This window comes from Orbaceae bacterium lpD04 (assembly GCA_036251935.1).
GTDB classification, from domain to species: Bacteria; Pseudomonadota; Gammaproteobacteria; order Enterobacterales; family Orbaceae; genus Orbus; species Orbus wheelerorum.
Genome location: CP133967.1, coordinates 548,459 through 567,875 on the forward strand (window position 1 = coordinate 548,459; position 19,417 = coordinate 567,875).

General features: G+C 35.1%; 16 protein-coding genes. 9 read left to right on the forward strand and 7 right to left on the reverse strand.

The window, feature by feature from the left end:
- Nucleotides 1-65: 65 nt before the first annotated feature.
- Together truB and RHO14_02480 are read left to right on the forward strand one after the other, a co-directional pair.
- Nucleotides 66-974 (forward strand): tRNA pseudouridine(55) synthase TruB, encoded by a 909-nt coding sequence (gene truB, locus RHO14_02475; protein WVD71672.1) that lies wholly within the window; start codon nucleotides 66-68, stop codon nucleotides 972-974.
- Entirely contained in the window at nucleotides 923-1,846 is a 924-nt protein-coding gene (locus RHO14_02480) for an EamA family transporter (GenBank protein ID WVD71673.1), read from the forward strand. Before truB ends, RHO14_02480 begins: the two co-directional genes overlap by 52 nt.
- Nucleotides 1,847-1,887: 41 nt before the next feature.
- Here RHO14_02480 and gstA read toward each other — a convergent pair whose 3' ends face one another.
- Both gstA and RHO14_02490 read right to left on the reverse strand, forming a co-directional pair.
- Nucleotides 1,888-2,481, reverse strand: coding sequence for a glutathione transferase GstA (gstA, locus tag RHO14_02485; protein ID WVD71674.1), 594 nt, complete (start codon nucleotides 2,479-2,481; stop codon nucleotides 1,888-1,890).
- A gap of 268 nt (nucleotides 2,482-2,749) precedes the next feature.
- A complete protein-coding gene (locus tag RHO14_02490) occupies nucleotides 2,750-3,205 on the reverse strand; it encodes a GNAT family N-acetyltransferase (GenBank protein ID WVD71675.1) in 456 nt (151 codons plus the stop codon).
- A 316-nt stretch (nucleotides 3,206-3,521) separates the two neighbouring features.
- Between RHO14_02490 and RHO14_02495 the strand changes: the two genes are divergently transcribed.
- Nucleotides 3,522-4,364 carry an aldo/keto reductase gene (locus RHO14_02495; GenBank protein WVD71676.1) on the forward strand — a complete coding sequence of 281 codons (843 nt, stop codon included), beginning with the start codon at nucleotides 3,522-3,524 and terminating at the stop codon, nucleotides 4,362-4,364.
- 59 nt (nucleotides 4,365-4,423) lie between these two features.
- On the opposite strand, the gene RHO14_02500 is transcribed toward RHO14_02495, so the two are convergent.
- From RHO14_02500 to nrdA, 4 genes are all read right to left on the reverse strand, one after another.
- Nucleotides 4,424-5,347, reverse strand: a complete 924-nt coding sequence (locus RHO14_02500) for an AEC family transporter (protein ID WVD71677.1) — start codon at nucleotides 5,345-5,347, stop codon at nucleotides 4,424-4,426.
- A 99-nt stretch (nucleotides 5,348-5,446) separates the two neighbouring features.
- Nucleotides 5,447-8,113 (reverse strand): bifunctional uridylyltransferase/uridylyl-removing protein GlnD, encoded by a 2,667-nt coding sequence (gene glnD / locus RHO14_02505; protein ID WVD71678.1) that lies wholly within the window; start codon nucleotides 8,111-8,113, stop codon nucleotides 5,447-5,449.
- Between the two features lie 153 nt (nucleotides 8,114-8,266).
- Nucleotides 8,267-9,397, reverse strand: a complete 1,131-nt coding sequence (gene nrdB, locus RHO14_02510) for a class Ia ribonucleoside-diphosphate reductase subunit beta (protein ID WVD71679.1) — start codon at nucleotides 9,395-9,397, stop codon at nucleotides 8,267-8,269.
- Between the two features lie 124 nt (nucleotides 9,398-9,521).
- Nucleotides 9,522-11,807, reverse strand: a complete 2,286-nt coding sequence (gene nrdA, locus RHO14_02515; protein WVD71680.1) for a class 1a ribonucleoside-diphosphate reductase subunit alpha — start codon at nucleotides 11,805-11,807, stop codon at nucleotides 9,522-9,524.
- A 363-nt stretch (nucleotides 11,808-12,170) separates the two neighbouring features.
- Between nrdA and RHO14_02520 the strand changes: the two genes are divergently transcribed.
- From RHO14_02520 to RHO14_02535, 4 genes are read left to right on the forward strand one after another with little or no spacing between them, the layout of a single operon-like run.
- Nucleotides 12,171-12,785: a CDP-alcohol phosphatidyltransferase family protein gene (locus RHO14_02520; protein ID WVD71681.1), complete on the forward strand. Its 615-nt coding sequence runs from the start codon at nucleotides 12,171-12,173 to the stop codon at nucleotides 12,783-12,785.
- A 12-nt stretch (nucleotides 12,786-12,797) separates the two neighbouring features.
- On the forward strand, nucleotides 12,798-14,546 hold the full coding sequence (locus tag RHO14_02525) for a bifunctional alpha/beta hydrolase/class I SAM-dependent methyltransferase (protein WVD71682.1): 1,749 nt from the start codon (nucleotides 12,798-12,800) through the stop codon (nucleotides 14,544-14,546).
- Nucleotides 14,546-15,871 carry a phosphatase PAP2/dual specificity phosphatase family protein gene (locus tag RHO14_02530; GenBank protein WVD71683.1) on the forward strand — a complete coding sequence of 442 codons (1,326 nt, stop codon included), beginning with the start codon at nucleotides 14,546-14,548 and terminating at the stop codon, nucleotides 15,869-15,871. Before RHO14_02525 ends, RHO14_02530 begins: the two co-directional genes overlap by 1 nt.
- Nucleotides 15,849-16,307, forward strand: coding sequence for a hypothetical protein (locus RHO14_02535; GenBank protein WVD71684.1), 459 nt, complete (start codon nucleotides 15,849-15,851; stop codon nucleotides 16,305-16,307). Before RHO14_02530 ends, RHO14_02535 begins: the two co-directional genes overlap by 23 nt.
- A gap of 77 nt (nucleotides 16,308-16,384) precedes the next feature.
- Here the strand turns inward: RHO14_02535 and RHO14_02540 are convergent, their stop codons facing one another.
- Entirely contained in the window at nucleotides 16,385-17,596 is a 1,212-nt protein-coding gene (locus RHO14_02540) for a pyridoxal phosphate-dependent aminotransferase (protein WVD72489.1), read from the reverse strand.
- Nucleotides 17,597-17,741: 145 nt separating this feature from the next.
- Here RHO14_02540 and RHO14_02545 point away from each other — a divergent pair, with 145 nt between their 5' ends.
- Both RHO14_02545 and RHO14_02550 read left to right on the forward strand, forming a co-directional pair.
- Nucleotides 17,742-18,011: an ACT domain-containing protein gene (locus RHO14_02545; GenBank protein ID WVD71685.1), complete on the forward strand. Its 270-nt coding sequence runs from the start codon at nucleotides 17,742-17,744 to the stop codon at nucleotides 18,009-18,011.
- A 21-nt stretch (nucleotides 18,012-18,032) separates the two neighbouring features.
- On the forward strand, nucleotides 18,033-19,388 hold the full coding sequence (locus RHO14_02550; protein ID WVD71686.1) for a PFL family protein: 1,356 nt from the start codon (nucleotides 18,033-18,035) through the stop codon (nucleotides 19,386-19,388).
- Nucleotides 19,389-19,417: the final 29 nt, after the last annotated feature.

Consider the following 19,417-nt stretch of genomic DNA (forward strand, 5'->3'; position numbering starts at 1 on the left):
TAAAAAGAAAGGGGCTATTTATTAGCCTCTTTGTTTTTTACTAGGACAATTTCGTAGGATATAAAATGGCAAGAAAGCGTAAGGGTCGAGATATTCAGGGGGTTTTACTATTAGATAAACCAACAGGTTTGACCTCAAATGACGTATTACAAAAAGTAAAACGAGTATTTAATGCTCAAAAGGCAGGTCACACAGGCGCTTTAGATCCCCTTGCAACAGGAATGTTACCTATTTGTTTTGGGGAATCGACTAAATTCTCACAGTACTTATTAGATTCAGATAAGCGCTATCGCGTAATTGCTCAGTTAGGTCAAAGGACAGATACATCCGACGCTGATGGACAAATTGTTGCTGAAAAACCGGTAAGCGTGGTAACGGAGGATATTGAACCTGCATTAGTTAATTTTCGTGGTAACATTATGCAAGTTCCAACCATGTTTTCAGCTTTAAAATATCAGGGACGTCCTCTTTATGAATATGCTAGACAAGGGATCACGATTGAACGTGAACCAAGACCTATTACGGTATATGAAAATCGTTTTATTAGCTTGCATAATAATCAATTAGAATTAGAAATTCACTGCTCTAAAGGAACCTATATTCGAACGATTATTGATGATCTAGGTGAACTCTTAGGATGTGGTGCGCATATTATCAATTTACGTCGATTACAAGTCTCAAATTATCCTAGTGATAAAATGGTTTCATTAACATTTATTCAAGAAAATTGCGATAACGTCGAGTTACTTGATTCGCTGCTTTTGCCTGTTGATAGCCCTGTGCAAGATCATGCTAAAATAGTCCTCACTGAGCAGCAAGGGAGCGATATTTTACTAGGTCGAACGATTGAAATTGAGCAATCGACGGCACAAAGTCAACTTGTTAGGTTATATCAACAATCGCTATTTATTGGTATTGGGCAATGGCTAGATTATTCGATATCACCAAAGCGATTAATTCAAACGGAGCAATAAGTATGTTAAGCCGTTTTGGGCCTATAATTATCATTTTGATTTCAATGGCATCAGTACAAGGAAGTTCATCACTTGCTAAGCATTTATTTCCGATTCTAGGGCCATCAGGTATGGCGGCATGGCGACTAGTTTTCTCTTCCATTATGTTACTTCTAATTTTTAAACCATGGCGTAAACCTGTCACTAAACAAGCCTGGAAATATATTATATTATATGGTTTAGCTTTAGGTTTTATGAACTTAACATATTACTGCGCAATTAAACGTATTCCAATTGGAATAGCCGTTGCTATTGAACTGACTGGGCCGATTGTTGTTGCTATGTTTGCCGCACGAAAAATGATTGATTTTATTTGGCTTGCGATAGCGATTATTGGCTTAGTTATGTTGCTCCCTATTCATAATGCGAGTCGTGATTTGGATTTAGTCGGCGTGATATTAGCTCTTTGCGCGGGGAGTTGTTGGGCCATGTATATTGTTTTTGGCCGTAAAGCCGGGCAGTTACAAGGTGCCTCAAGTGTTGCACTAGGGTCGGTTATCGTTTCCTTTATCATATTTCCAATTGGTGTATGGCAAAGCGGTGAGGTAATGTTCTCATTAGATGTTCTACCATTAGCATTGCTCGTTGCTTTACTTGCGTCTGCGATCCCTTATGCACTTGATATGATTGCTATGCCAAAAGTTCCTGCATTAACATTTAGTACACTCATGAGCTTATCGCCAGTATTAGGCGCTCTATCTGGATTAATATTTTTAGATGAAACATTATCTAGCTATCAATGGTTATCTATTTCATTGATTATTATTTCCTCTATTGGCACCGTATTATCGATTAGTCATAAACCTAAAATTACGTCACTTGATGCCAATTAAAAAAGGGGCAAGTAGCCCCTTTTTTTCACTAGTTAAACTGATTATGCTTCTTGAGCTAGTGCTTTTTTTACTGCTGGTAATTCATCAATTCGCTGCATAAATTGATCGATAGCAAGATAAGCTGGCAAGTTAGGGATAATCTTACGCCAACGTAGTACGACATAAAGATAAGCATCAGCAATCGTAAAATAATCGGTTGCAATAAAATGACGATTTTTTAATCTTGCATCAATATATGAAAATTTATTTTCTAAGTTTTTAATTGCTGCATCTTTTTCGGCTTGGACTTGTGAGCTGAAAAGAGGACCATAGGCATGATGCAGCTCTGTTGCTACATAGCTTAGCCATGATAGTGTTTGATAACGAGTAATATCGCCAACCGGTGCAAGAAGTTTTGCATTAGGAACTTTATCTGCAATATACTGCGCTATTGCAATATTCTCGGTTAAAATCGTATGGTCATCTAATTCAAGTGTTGGTACTTGGCCTCTTGGATTGACATCTAAAAAATTGCGATTATGTTCTGTTTTCTTCGTTTTAAGATCGACTCGCTCAACAGAAAACTCGATCCCTGAAATACAAAGAAGAATATGCTGTGTTAATGAACATGCACCTGGACTATAGTAAAGTTTCATAATTGACCCCTGATTAGTTGTTCAACGTTATTGTCATACTACTTTTAGTTAATAAAAATAAATAGTTTATTATTACAGCTTCGTTAATTTTTTGTTGTAACGCTATATTATAGTGAAAAAAACTTTGGTTTAAGGTTTGCTAGATGATTTAATAAAGGCCTATTATTTACTGAAATTCCTAATCTAACATTATAATATTAATATCTTTTATTCCCGTATCAATAACCTATTTTAGGTTACAACATATAAGCTTCATCTATCGCATTTATTATTTTAATTTTAAGAAATAATGAATAAATTGATCATCAATTTTATAACCTTGTTTTTCATACAAAGCTTTAGCTTTATGGTTTTCAATAGATGTAGATAAAGAAATACCATTATAGATAGAGCTATTAGCAAAATTTTTTACATGCTGCATTAAATTTGTTGCGACTTTATGTGTTCTATACTCTTTTTTTACATAAAGGTCATTCAATATTATCGTTGAAGATAATGCTAAAGAGGAAAATGAAAAATATAACTGGACAAAGCCACAAAGAACTTTATCACTATAAGCGAGAAATATTATTGAATCATTATTTATCAATCTATCTCTAATGAATTTCTTTGAGTCAGAACGACAATCCTCGATACAATAAAACTCTCTATATTCAGAAAAAAGTAGCGAGATGTCATCAAGTTGTTCTAACGTTGCTTGAATTATAGTAAGTGAATTACTCATATTAGTTAACCTCGTTTATTTGATCTAGAAAACAATATGATTATTTGACCTTAATCAATGATATTAAATCAATTACGTGCTCGTGGCAATATTATGACATTAGATGTAGATTTGGCTTTTATAACTCATTATTACGATTTAGCAGGTTATTATATTGTAAATGATGGACTTTTTGCTTAATTTTTCTAAACGTAACATTGTTTTGAATTAAAGCAAATAATTGCTCGGTTAGTTGTGATAACTTTATTTGATAGAAATTATGTGTATACTGATACCAACAATAAATCAAATGGTTATTAATAATTAGGGGATTATTATGTCATTATCACTATCTTCAGTAATTAAATTAAATGATCAAGTTCAAATGCCACAGTTGGGTTTTGGTACCTACAAAATTACCGATTTAGGTGAAATGGAAACGGCTATTAATCAAGCATTAAAAGTTGGTTACCGTTCATTTGATACGGCGCAATTATATAAAAATGAACGAGAACTTGGTACAGCATTAAGAAAAAGTGGATATAATCGACAAGATTACCTTGTTACATCTAAAGTTGATAATAAAAATCAAGGATACGATCAAACGCTTAAAGCATTTGATCAGATATTAAATGATTTACAAATGGATTACATTGATTTGTTTCTCGTTCATTGGCCATTAAGTAATACATTTTTTGACACATGGAAAGCATTTGAACGTATTTATGAAGAAAAGCGAGCAAAAGCAATAGGTGTATGTAATTTTAATATTTCCCACTTAGAGCTATTAGCAACCAAGGCAAATATTAAGCCAATGATTAATCAAATCGAATTACACCCATATTTAACTCAGCCAAAATTAGTCCAATATTTGAATCAAGAAAATATTGCAATTGAAGCATGGTCGCCACTTGCGCGAGGTAAGATTAATGATGAGAAATTATTAATTGATTTAGGTGAAAAATATCAAAAATCACCGACACAAGTTACCCTACGTTGGCATATGCAAAAAGGCCATATTGCGATCCCTAAATCAAGTAACCCAAGCAGAATAGCTGACAATATTAATATTTATGATTTTAACTTAACTGATGGTGAAATTACCAGTATTGATCAGCTGAACCAAGATTTTCGTACTGGGCCAAATCCTGATGATGTCTACAAAAAAAATGGTTTTTAATTAAATCATCGTTTTAATTATTATTGCCGCTAAGTTTAAGCGGCAATAATATATTGGCGTTAAAATGGAATAGGTACACCAGTTAGCCACAGCACAATTGGCAAGGTGATCAGGCTTAAAATTGTGCTAAAAAGTGTTGCGCTTGAGACCAGTTCAGGTTTGGTATTAAATTGTACTGATAATAAAGTTGTATTTGCAGCGGCAGGCATTGCCGCTAACACAATTAAAATCTGTTTATACATAAATTCAATTGGCATGAAGTAGACCAATCCTAAAGCGATAAGTGGTGAAATTATCATTCTAACTAGTAATGCCACCCCTAATTTAGAATACTCTAATTGCTTAATCGTTAATTTTGCTAATTGCATACCTAAAATAATCATAATCACGACGATCGACGAGTCTCCAATCATGGCAATAGGCATTAAAATAGCAGGGCTTAATGGGATTTGGCATAGTTGGAAAACAATACCTAGCAATGCACCGTAGGCAACAGGCATACGAATTACTTTCATGATAACGTCTTTTTGACTAACGCCATCTTGATAGTCACTTCCTTTTGCCGCGTAGTAAATTCCGACGGTGCTCATAATAAATTGTTGTAATACCATCATAATAACGGCTAGTTCAAAACCCAGCGCGCCAAAAAAGACTAAAATAACAGGTGTTCCATAATTACCATTATTCATAAAACAGGAGCATAAAACCATTGCACAACGTTCTTTGGTATTATATTTAGCAATGAACGACCATAGTGAAATAATACCAATTAAGATGAAGCAAAGAAGAACAATATATAAAATATAATATAAATAATCGATGGTGAGTGTATGGGTATAAAAGGTTTTAAATGCTAAAAATGGAGATAACACATAAAGCGACATTTTTGATAAGTTAGCTATATCAAATTTAAGGGCCTTTTGTGCAATAAATCCAACAATAAAGATACAGAAAATCGGTAATAAGATCGTAAAAAATTGCATATTTATTTTCAACTTTGTTTTAATTAAATTATGTTAAGCAAATTATAATAACTGAGTTTATCGCTTTGATTATATCAATTGATTTAGCCTATTTTGAGCTTAATTATCCATATTTTCTATTGCTAAAATAATCGCCTCTCGAAGTTGATTACAGATGCCGACATCAAGTGCTCGGTTATTTTTATCGGTCAATACAAATAAATCTTCCACATGCTCACCAATAGTTACAATTTTAGCACTACGTAAAGAAATATCTAGATTAGAAAATACCTCGCCAACGCAGGCTAGTAATCTAGGCCTATCGAGTGCAATTAATTCCATATAGGTTTTACGATCACTAAGCGTTGATAAAAAGTTAACTTGGGTAGGAACTGAAAAGTGGCGAATTTTAGATGATGGCGGCTTAATTTTTGCTCGTTGATAATGAGTTTGTCTCAGTGCTCTTTCTAAACCTTCTTTAATATTTTGATGCCTGTCATAGGCAATCAGGCTGCCATTTGGTTCTAGTACGATAAACGTATCTAAGGCAAACTCTTTTTTATTAGTAATAATTAGCGCATCATGAATATTTAAATTACGTTTACTTAACTCGTTACTCACTGTCGCAAAAAGATAAGGACGGTCAGCTGAATAGATACAAATTTCTGTTCCACCATGAAATGGCTTTTCATTGATAAATACTAATGGTTGGGATAGATCATGAGTTAATAGATTTTTTGCGTGCCAAACAATTTGCTCTGCGGCGTAACGTAAAAAATAGTCAAATCGATAATCTTGCCAAAACGCTAAAATAGACTCTTCTTGATATCCTTGTTTAATCAGGAGATACAATGCATCTATTTTATGCTGCCTTGCAATACTACGCTGTTCTGGAATTTGATGGTTTTCCAAATCAAATGAGCGTTTTGTTAAGAAATATAACTCTCGCATTAGGCATTGTTTCCAACTATTCCAAAGGGTTTCATTTGTTGCACAGACATCAGCAACAGTTAAGCATAAGAGATATTTTAACCGTTTTTTATTTTTAACTTGGCCTGCAAAATCACGTATTACACTAGGTTCTTGTATGTCGCGACTTTGCGCTGTTACTGACATTAAGAGATGATCTTTAACTAACCAGCTAATTAGATCAGTATCCTTTTTTTCAATATCATGTAGCTGACAGAACTGTTTAACTAACAGCGATCCTAGTTCAGAATGATCTCCTGCTCGTCCTTTCGCTATATCATGATAGAGCGCGGTAATTATGAGTAACTCTGGTTTATCTAGCGTTGTATAAACTTTTGAACTGTTAGGGTGCTTTTTTTTGCCCTCTTCAGTTGAAAAATCAGCTATTTCTAATAATAGCCGGATCGTGTGTTCATCGACAGTATAAGCATGAAAAAGGTCAAATTGCATCATACCAACAATGTGCTTCCAACCTGGAATATAGACACTTAAAATACCAAATTGATGCATGGGTAAAAGCGCTTTTCTTATTGCATCAGGATGCTTTATAATCGCTAAGAAATGTTCTCGAGCTTTAGGATCTTCACTGAGTAACCCGTTAATTTTCCGTCTAGCCGTGCGAAGTTGCCGAATGGTATTTGAGTAGATCCCAATAATTTGCGGATTAAGTAATATAGTCAAAAAAAGCTGTAAAATCATAGTTGGATCTTGGCTAAACAAGTTATTGTCTTTAACGTCAATTAACTTATCTCTGACCTGAAAATCATTATCGATATCATAAGGTTTATTTTGCGTCGTGATCGTCAAAATTGACTCTTCAAATAGCTGTAATAACATTTGATTAAGTTCTGTAATATTATGTACGACTCGATAATAATCCCGCATCATTTTTTCAACGGGTTCGTTATGTTCACCTTGATAACCGAGTAAGTGTGCAATACTAAGTTGGCGGTCAAATAACAAACGATTATCATAACGATTTATAACGGCATGTAGTGCAAATCGGATTTTCCATAAAAACCGGCGACAGTTCTTAATTTCGTCAATTTCCTCAACCGTTAAATAATTAAATTTGGCGATTTCTTGTAGTGAGATGCCACCAAAATGCCTTAGTGCAATCCACTGTATGGTTTGAATATCACGTAAACTACCTGGGCTATTTTTTAAATCGGGCTCTAAATTATAACTCGTACTATGATACTGCTTATGTCGTTGTCGTTGTTCTTTAACTTTTGCTTGATAAAATTGCTGTGACGGCCAAATTTTATCAGAAAAAATGTGTTGTTGTAGCTCATTCAGTAATGCCTCGTTGCCCGCGATAAGGCGAGATTCAATAAGGTTAGTCATGACCGTAATATCTGCTTGTGCTTCTTGTAAGCAAATTTTTAATGTTCTAACACTATGGCCAACGTCAAGATGTAAATCCCATAACAGTCTTACTAGCTGACCAATTTTTTCTTGTAGCTGATTGTTTAATTGTTTATCACTTAATATGAGAATATCAATATCAGATAATGGATGGAGTTCTCCTCGTCCGTAGCCTCCAACAGCGATGAGCGCTATACGGTTACTCTTAAAAAGTGAAGAAACATGTGTTGGAATATGATAAAACTGCCATAGGCGATTAAGTAACTGGTCAATAAATTTTGCACGCGCAAATACCAAGGTTTCTATCTCGATATCCGCTTTAAATTGTTCGATACTCCACTGATAAAAATTGTCGAGCTGGATTTTTAAGTGATTGAGACTTAACTGCTCGTCAGTAAAATCAAGCGGGGAAAAGGGAAGATTAATATTTGAACATATCGAAGCATTCATGGCGCAATGATGTAATGGCTATTTGATGAATACCGTCTATCGTTACCTTAAAACGTTTGGATGTCAATAATTAGTCTAACTTATTGTCATAAAAAAGGCTTATAAAAATAAGCCTAATAAACCGTAGGTTAATATTTAGTGAACAATAATGAATTAGAGTTCAAAATCACTCAAATCATCTTCATTAATTTCAGAGTCAATTTGGCCAACTAAGTAAGAACTCATTTCAGCTTCTTGTGGCGCAACTTGTACATTGTCGGAAACCAACCAGTTATTAATCCATGGAATTGGATTAGATTTAGTTTGAAATGGTAATTTTAATCCAACGGCTTGCATGCGAATATTTGTAATATATTCAATGTATTGGCAAAGAATATCTTTATTCAATCCAATCATTGAACCACCAGAGAATAGGTATTCTGCCCACTCTTTTTCTTGATTGGCCGCTTTTAAAAATAGCTCATATGATAATTCTTCACACTCTTTTGCGATTTCTGCCATTTCTGGATCATCTTCACCGCTACGCAAGGTATTTATCATAAACTGCGTACCCGTTAAATGTAGGGCTTCATCTCGCGCAATCAATTTTATAATTTTGGCATTACCTTCCATCAGTTCGCGTTCGGCAAAGGCAAATGAACAAGCGAAGCTGACATAGAAACGAATCGCTTCAAGCGCATTAACACTCATTAAACATAGATAGAGTTTTTTCTTCAGTTCGCGAAGATTAATATTGATGACTTTCCCATCAATATCGTGTTTACCAACACCTAACAAATTATAGTAGCTAGTATATTCAATTAACGCATCATAATAACCAGCGATATCGGTTGCACGCTTTTTGATTTCATCATTGGTAACAATATCATCAAAAACAATCGAGGGCTCATTAACAATATTACGAATAATATGAGTGTAAGAGCGTGAATGTATGGTTTCTGAAAAGGACCATGTTTCAACCCAGGTTTCGAGTTCAGGAATTGAAATAAGTGGTAATAAGGCAATATTAGGACTACGGCCTTGAATCGAATCAAGTAATGTTTGATATTTTAAATTACTGATAAAAATATGTTTTTCATGATCAGGTAATGCCGCATAATCAATGCGATCTTGTGAAATATCAACTTCTTCTGGTCGCCAAAAGAATGATAGTTGTTTCTCGATTAATTTTTCAAACATCTCATATTTTTGTTGATCATAACGAGCAACATTTACCGGTTGACCTAAAAACATAGGTTCTTTGAGTTGATTATTATGTATTTGCGAGAAAATGGTATAACTCATTATCCGATCCTTTATAGGTAAAATTTACAATTGCTAGTTAGTGGCTCGTAGCTTTTGCTGACGAGGACAGAAAAAGTAGGAGTAAACCTACTTTTTCTTTAAATATATGATCTGGTTTATGCAACTAAATTTTGCAAGCTCCGCCTTCACAACCATCATCACTTGCGCTAGTTGTGATGTCACCTTGAACATCATCAGCACCATCGCGAGTATTATGGTAATAAAGCGTTTTAACGCCATATTTATATGCTGTTAATAAATCTGCAAGTAGTTGTTTCATCGGCACTTTATCATTAGCAAATTTAGTCGGATCATAATTTGTATTAGCTGAAATCGATTGATCAACAAATTTTTGCATAATCCCAACTAATTGCAAGTAACCATTGTTATTTGGAATTTGCCATAGTAACTCATAAAAATGTTTAAGTGTTTCATATTCCGGCACAACTTGCTTTAAGATCCCATCTTTAGATGCCTTAACACTAATATAACCGCGCGGAGGTTCGATCCCATTAGTTGCATTAGAGATTTGTGATGATGTTTCTGATGGCATTAATGCCGATAATGTCGAATTACGTAATCCATAAGTCTTAATCGATTGGCGTAGCGCTTCCCAATCATAATTTAGTTTAGATTTAACAATATCATCTAGATCACGTTTATAGGTATCAATTGGTAAGACACCTTGTGCATAGGTTGTTTCATTAAATAGTGGGCAAGCACCTTTTTCCATTGCGAGCTCATTTGATGCTTTAAGTAAATAATATTGCATTGCTTCAAATGTACGATGGGTTAAGTTATTGGCACTACCGTCAGAATATTTTACGCCATGCTTAGCAAGGTAATAAGCGTAATTGATAACGCCAATACCTAACGTGCGGCGATTCATAGATGAAGTTTTTGCCGCAGCAATTGGATAGTCTTGATAATCAAGTAATGCATCGAGCGCTCTTACAGCAAGTTTTGCTAGCTCGTCAAAATCATCTAATGATTCAATTTTACCTAAATTAAAGGCTGAAAGCGTACACAGTGCAATTTCACCGGTTTCATCATTGATATTATTGAGTGCTTTGGTTGGTAACGCGATTTCCATACATAAATTTGACTGACGAACAGGAGCAACTTCAGCATTAAATGGACTGTGGGTATTACAATGATCGACATTTTGAATATAAATTCGCCCAGTTGATGCACGTTCTTGCATTAATAATGCAAATAGTTCAACTGCTTTAACTTCGCGTTTGCGAATTGTTACATCTGCTTCGTATTTTATATATAACTGTTCAAATTCTGCTTGGTTAGCAAAAAATGCTTCATAAAGGCCCGGAACATCTGAAGGGCTAAACAAGCTAATATTGCCACCTTTAATTAAGCGTTGATACATTAATTTATTGATCTGTACGCCATAATCAAGATGACGGACACGATTTTCTTCAACGCCGCGGTTATTACGTAATACTAATAAATTTTCAACTTCTAAGTGCCAAAGTGGATAAAATACTGTTGCTGCGCCACCGCGAACGCCGCCTTGTGAGCATGATTTCACTGCGGTTTGGAAGTGCTTATAAAAAGGGATACAACCAGTATGGAATGCTTCTCCGCCGCGAATTGGGCTACCTAATGCTCTAATTCGCCCAGCATTAATGCCAATCCCAGCTCGCTGTGATACATATTTAACAATTGCACTAGCTGTTGCATTGATTGAATCTAAGCTATCATTACACTCGATTAATACACATGAACTAAATTGGCGAGTTGGGGTTCGAACACCTGCCATAATTGGGGTTGGCAATGAAATTTTAAATGTTGAAATTGCATCATAAAAACGCTTAACATAATCTAAGCGAGTTTCTTTTGGATAATTAGCGAATAAGCAAGCAGCGACAAGAATATATAAAAACTGTGCACTTTCATAAATTTCACCAGTGACACGATTTTGAACTAAATATTTACCTTCAAGTTGTTTAACTGCGGCATAAGAAAAAGTCATATCACGCCAGTGATCGATAAATTTATCCATTTGATTAAATTCATCTTCGCTATAATCATTTAATAAATGATTATCATAGCGGCCACTATCTACTAATTTTTTAACATGCGAATATAATGCTGGTGGCTCAAATTGGCCGTAAGCCTTCTTACGTAAATGGAAAATAGCAAGGCGTGCAGCTAAATATTGGTAATCTGGTGCATCTTGTGAAATTAAATCGGCAGCAGCACGAATAATTGTCTCATGAATATCAGCAGTACGAATTCCATCGTAAAATTGAATATGTGATTTCAGCTCAACTTGTGATACTGATACATTGTTTAGCCCCTCAGCGGCCCAATCAATAACTCGGTGAATTTTATCAAGTTCAATAGGCTCTTTATTGCCATCGCGCTTGGTGACTAACATTGATTTATTCATGACTTCTATCCGTAACATACTTTTTTAAAAGATGGTGTATGATAATTGATTTCAAGCGAAAAATACAATATGTAGTATCTATTAATCACATTGTAACTATATATAGTGTTTTTCGTTAAAAATATGTAAAGTGTTTTGAACCTAAAAATTATCAATTAAATCTAGGGACTAATGATAGGCTGTTTATTAATTATTCATCAATGAACTTATTTTATTGAGCGCTTATCTATTTTACTAATGAAAGTTTGTTAATTATAGTACTTAAAAAAATTGAGTCACTAAATAAGATCGATTTTTATCTATAAACTTTAATAAATATCCGCTAATATCTTTTCCTCTAGTCAAATAATTAGGAACCGGTAAATGATTTCTATTTATCAATTAAAATCACGTTTTCAAGCGCTGTTACGTCCATTTGTTAAAAAACTTTATGACTATTCAATAACTGCTAATCAAATTACATTAGTTGCTTGTCTAGGTTCTTTATTTGTGACATTAATTGTTATTTGTACGTTACCAGATCGATGGATATTATGGTTAATTCCAGTTTGGATGTTTATTCGAATGGCGCTTAATGCTATAGATGGTATGTTAGCTAAAGAATTTGGCCAAAAATCCAATTTAGGTGCTTATCTTAATGAACTGTGTGACGTTGTTTCTGATAGCTTGCTCTTTATTATTTTATTTTATTTGCCCGATATCTCTTGGATATTAGTTGTAATACTTATCATCAGTTCATTTCTTACTGAATATGCTGGGGTTTTAGGTCCCTTAATTGGATCATCTAGGCGTTATGATGGGCCTATGGGGAAAAGTGATCGCGCTTTATTATATGGTATTATCAGTGCCGGAATTGCTATCGGTTGGTTACCTACAACCTGGCTTAATGTTATATTTAGTATCATGATTTTACTGCTTATGTCCACGGTTATAAATCGAGTTCGAGCTGGTTTAAACGAACATTTATATCAAAAATAAAAGAGGCTATCTATGCGTCAAGAACAACAAAAAAAATTTATTAGCTATGATGGTACTGAGATATTTTATCGACACTGGCAGTCCACCGAGCCTACCGAGAATAAACAAGCCATCATTTTATTTCATCGTGGACATGAACATTCAGGACGTATTAAGCACCTAGTTGATGAATTAGGGCTTGCCGATTTTCAGTTTTTTGCTTGGGATGCTAGAGGAAATGGGCAATCAGATGGCGTTCGCGGGGACGCGGTAAATTTTGCCGCATTAGTTAGAGATGCTCACAGTTTCATTGAACATATTAAAAATACTTACAGTTTGGCAGAGCAAGATATCGCTATTGTTGGGCAAAGTGTGGGGGCTGTTATTGCATCAACCCTCGTTCACGATTATGTGCCTAAAATTCGTGCTTTAGTATTGGCATCGCCTGCTTTTAGGATAAAATTATATATTCCTTTCGCTATTCCGGGATTAAGTTTACTTTATAATTTTGCAGGGAATTTTTTTATCAATAGTTATGTTAGACCTAGACTATTGACGCATGACTTAGCTAGGGCTCAATCCTATAGTTCAGATCCATTAATTACCAAGCCGATATCTGTCCGTTTGTTATTAGATCTATTTGCGACTTCCAAGCGAATTGTCAAAGATGCTCAAGCAATCCAAACGCCAACGCAGGTTTTAGTGTCAGGCTCAGATTATGTTGTTCGCCGAAAACCTCAAAAACAATTTTTTGATAATCTTGGCGCAACTAATAAAGAATATCATGTTCTATCTGGTTTTTATCATGATACTTTAGGCGAAAAAGATCGAGATATTGCGCTAAAACATATTAAGCGATTTATTGTAGCATGTTTTGCGACAGAGCCTAAAACCACGTCTTTATTACATGCCGATAAATCTGGATATACCTGCGCGGAATCAGATGCTTTGGCATCACCACTTTCAAATATCTTTAAAAAGATTTATTGGAAGAGTACTAAGGCCAGTTTGAAATATGCCAGTAAATTATCTGATGGCATTAAATTAGGTTTTGATACGGGGTTTGATTCAGGCAGTACATTGGACTATGTCTATCGTAATCAATCGTCAGGTGCAACCGGATTTGGTTGTTTTCTTGATTTTAAATATTTACAATCCATCGGTTGGCGAGGTATTCGGCAACGTAAAGTTCATATTGAAGAGCTTTTAAAATGGGCAATTGCCTCTCAACAAAAAACACAAAATTCAGTTAACATTGTTGATATTGCAGCTGGTCATGGCCGCTATATTTTAGACACCATTAGCCAATTAAAACATCAACCAGATTCTGTTTTATTAAGAGATTATGATCAAAATAATGTAAACCAAGGCTTAGCATTAATTGATGCAAAAGGGTTAAGCAATATCGTTCGTTTTGAGAAAGGTGATGCATTTAACCGCCAAGAACTCTCATCATTAGATATCAAACCAACATTGGCCGTAGTTTCGGGATTATATGAACTTTTTTCTGACAATGAAATGGTTACTAATTCCCTGTTAGGACTTGCTGACATTATGGAAGAGGGCAGTTATCTTATTTACACCGGACAGCCTTGGCATCCGCAATTAGAATTTATTGCTAGAGCATTAACCAGTCATCGGGAAGGCCAAGCATGGGTGATGCGCCGTCGTACTCAACTTGAAATGGATCAATTGGTTGAGCAAGCAGGATTTAGAAAAATTGATATGCGTATAGATGAGTGGGGTATTTTTACTGTTTCTATTGCTAAGCGAGTTAAATAGTGTTTTTATCTCGAGAGCGAGGCCTATGGCCTCGTTCAATTCTCTATTTAATATTATTAAGCGTATTCTTTTTCTCGAGTTATGGACTTGCAAATTGGTACACATCGTTAAGAAGTGATGTTGGTATTATTGTTTTTGCATGGGAACAATTCATTCCTTTATGGCCTTGGACAATCATTCCTTATTGGTCAATTGATCTATTTTATGGCTTAGCTATTTTAATTGCGCCAACAGTCTTTGAACTCAATAATCTTGTAAAAAGGTTATTTTCAGCGCAAGTTCTTTGTATTTGTTGTTTCCTTATCTGGCCATTAATGTTTTCTCTAGAGCGCCCGCCACTTGATGGTTATTCCGGCGCTTTATTTGATCTTTTAATGGGATTTGATAAACCATTTAATCAAGCCCCTTCTTTGCATATTACATTACTGGTTATTTTATGGGTATTTTATGCTAAATATTTAAAGGGTATTGGGTTATGGTTACTACATATTTGGTTTATTTTAATTGGCGTATCGGTATTAACAACTTGGCAGCATCATTTTTTTGATATACCAACCGGATTATTAGCCGGTGCTTTTTGTATTTGGTTATGGCCAGAACAAAAAACCTCATTATTTTATCCATGCCGTTATCCTAAGCAGTGGCGATGGGCTCTGGTCTACGTAATTTGCACTATAGTTTCTATTGTGATGATTATCATGATAGGAGCTAATGCTATTTGGCTACTCTGGCTTGCTTTATCGCTCGCTATAACCGCACTAAATTATAGTTTCATTGGCGCACGAGGTTTTCAAAAACAACAAAATGGTCATTTTACATTTGTCGTTGGATCACTGCTGCTACCTTATCGATTGATTATGTGGTTAAACTCTCGGCTTTGGACTTGGCACGATGATAAGTTTAATCGTATTAGTCATAATTTATATTTAGGCCGTATACCAGGGCGTAATACATTAAAAAATAATCACTTTAATACCATTATTGACTTATGTGCTGAATTATCAATGCCCTTATATAATGGTAATTATACCTTAATTCCAGTATTGGATATGACGACACCATCATTAGATGATTGTCAAAAAGGTGTTGATGCCATTAACAAAGGAATGATGACGGGTAATGTATTGGTGTGCTGTGCTTTAGGCTATTCTCGTAGTGCAACTATCATATTAGCATGGCTACTGTCTAATGGCATTGCAAAGCAATTAGATGATGCAATTAAAATATTAAAAAAAGCTAGGCCTCATAGTGTAATTAACGATAGGCAATTAGAGGTATTAACTCAGTGGGTAATATTATTACATGACAAAGACAACAGACATTAATCAAACCACTCTTTTAGCAATAAGCTGTTTATTAAAACAAGGTAAACACATTGATAGAACGTCAACAACGGTTGCTATGATGACTGTTTTTATTTGCTGCGTTTCGATCTTTCTAAAAATCTCTTTTATTGAGATAATCGGTTCACTTAGCTTGATAAGTTTAATGCTGTGGTTAATACAAAAATACTATTCAATACGAACGTCTATTGATACAGATCTATTTTCTTATTTGGCGGCAAATAGTCAATCAGCCAATGAACGTATTAATGAATTAGATGATTGTTTTAGCCGTCTTATATTGAAAAAAAAGAACAATTCTAATTGGCTTAAACGGCAAAAAGGTGCATTAAATTTACTAAAAAAACAACTCGTTTTTTTTATTGCTCAAGTTATATTGTTTTTTATAGTTTTGGTGAGTTTATTTTTCAATTTATAGTGCCAGTTAATACTAGGTGGAATATTTTCCACCTAGTATACAATCCACCTAAAATATATCAGTGATTAGCTTCTAACTTATTGTTTATAATTTTCTAAGAACCGACCAAATCGATGAATGGCATCATCTAATTCACCACTATGCGGAAGTGCTACAATTCGAACATGATCCGGTTTATGCCAATTAAAACCTGTACCTTGAACTAACAATACTTTTTCTTGCAGTAAGAAGTCTAATACCAATTTTTGGTCATTATGTAGATTAAATTTTTTCATATCAAGTTTGGGAAATAGGTATAAAGCTCCCTTCGGTTTGACACATGAAACACCCGGGATTTCATTGAGTAATCGCCATGCAAGCATGCACTGATCATATAACCGTCCGCCAGGTTTAATAAATTCGTTAATACTTTGATAACCGCCTAATGCAGCTTGAATTGCGTGTTGTAATGGCACATTTGCGCATAAACGCATAGAGGCAAGCATGTTTAAACCTTCAATATAACCTTTGGCCTGTTTTTTGGGGCCACTTAACGCCATCCAACCTTGCCTAAAACCGGCTGCGCGATATGTTTTTGATAAGCCACTCATGGTAATAATAAACAGATCTGGTGCTAATGCTGCAATTGAGTGATGCACCGCATCATCATATAAAATTTTATCATAAATTTCGTCAGCAAAAATAATCAGATTATTTTGACGGGCAATCTCAGCAATTTCGAGTAAGATTTCTTTACTATATACCGCACCGGTTGGATTATTGGGATTAATTATCACGATCCCTTTAGTATTTGGCGTTATTTTCTTTTTAATGTCATCTAAATCTGGTTGCCAGTCTTGCTCTTCATCACAGATATAATGGGCTGCCTTACCACCAGATAAGCTAATTGCCGCCGTCCATAATGGATAATCAGGCATCGGTACAAGTATCTCATCACCACTATTTAGCAAGGCCTGCATTGATTGCACAATTAATTCTGACACGCCATTACCAATATAAATATCTTCAATATCGATATTATAAATACCTTGAGCTTGATAACTTTGCATAATTGCTTTACGGGCAGAATAGAGGCCTTTTGAATCACTATAACCTTGGGATGTCGGGAGATTACGAATGACATCAACTAATAATTCATCTGGTGCTTCAAATCCAAATGGCGCTGGGTTGCCAATATTAAGTTTAAGAATTTTTTGACCTTCTTCTTCTAGCTTTTTGGCATAATCAAGAATTGGCCCACGAATATCGTAACATACGTGTTCTAATTTATTCGACTTTTCGAATGACACCATAATTATTGTCCTTTATTGAAATGATTTCGTTATAATTTTTATTGATAAGCCAATCTACTACTATTTAGATAATTTTTGAAGATGTTATTATAGTTAGCTTATAAATATTTTTAACTCGTATAAAATTTGCGTGGAGAATCCAATGAAAACTATTTTGACTGTAATAGGTAAAGACCAAACGGGAATTATTGCTGGTATAAGTCAAAAGTTATATGAATTAAACATCAATATTTTAGATGTAACGCAAACCATTATGGATGAATACTTTACCATGATTATGTTACTTGATTTAGCAAAAATTAATGTTTCATTCGATGAAGTAAAAAATGCCTTAATTACAAAAGGTGATCAACTTAACGTAAAAGTAAATATTCAACGTGAAGAAATCTTTGATGCAATGCACCGCCTATAACCTTATAAAATAGAGCTCATAATGGAAACTAAACATATTTTAGAAACAATAAAAATGATCGAGGAAGAAAAGCTTGATATCCGTACGATCACAATGGGAATTTCATTACTTGACTGTATTGATAGTGATGGGGTTAAAGCAAGACAAAAAATCTATGATAAGATCACTCGTCTAGCCGGCAACTTAGTTAAAGTGGGTGAAGATATATCGTCTGAATTTGGTATACCAATTATCAATAAGCGCATTTCCGTTACGCCAATTTCACTCATTGCTGGTGCGAGCGATGACAAAGATTATGTTGAATTTGCAAAAACACTCGACGCAGCCGCTAAAGCGGTTGGTGTCAACTTTATTGGTGGCTTTTCAGCATTAGTACAAAAGGGGTTTCATAAAGGGGATAAGATTTTAATCGATTCAATTCCCCAGGCATTAGCGCAAACTGAAAGAGTATGTTCATCAGTTAATGTTGGCTCGACACAAACTGGTATTAATATGGATGCCGTAAGACGTATGGGGCAAATTATCAAAGAGGCGGCGTCATTAACGGCAGATAATAATAGTATGGCTTGTGCCAAACTAGTCGTGTTTGCTAATGCGGTGGAAGATAATCCATTTATGGCAGGTGCATTTCATGGCATTGGTGAAGCAGATTGCGTGATTAATGTTGGCGTGAGTGGCCCTGGCGTTGTGAAACGCGCATTAGAGAAAGTTAAAGGCGAATCTTTTGATGTGGTTGCTGAAACAATTAAAAAGACAGCATTTAAGATAACTAGAATGGGACAACTTGTCGGTAAGGAAGCCTCTGAGCGTTTAGGCGTACAATTTGGTATTGTCGATCTATCTTTAGCGCCAACTCCTGCAATTGGTGATTCTGTTGCACATATTTTAGAAGAGATGGGGCTTGAGGTTGTTGGAACGCATGGCACAACTGCGGCACTGGCTATGTTAAATGACGCAGTTAAAAAAGGTGGCGTTATGGCATGTGGGCATGTTGGCGGCTTAAGTGGTGCATTTATTCCTGTATCTGAGGATGCTGGCATGATTGATGCGGTTAATAAAGGTGCTTTAAACCTTGAAAAACTTGAAGCTATGACCTGTGTTTGCTCTGTTGGACTTGATATGATAGCAATCCCTGGTGATACGCCAGCTGAAACAATTTCGGCTATTATTGCTGATGAAGCCGCAATTGGGGTCATTAACCATAAAACGACAGCGGTACGTATCATTCCCGCCGTTGGTATGAAAGTGGGGGATAATGTCGAATTTGGTGGCTTACTTGGTCATGCGCCAATTATGCCAGTAAATAAGTTTAGTTCTGCTGATTTTATTAAGCGTGGTGGGCGGATCCCTGCGCCAATTCATTCTTTTAAAAACTAATGAAATTTGAATAGGTTTAATCGCTTATG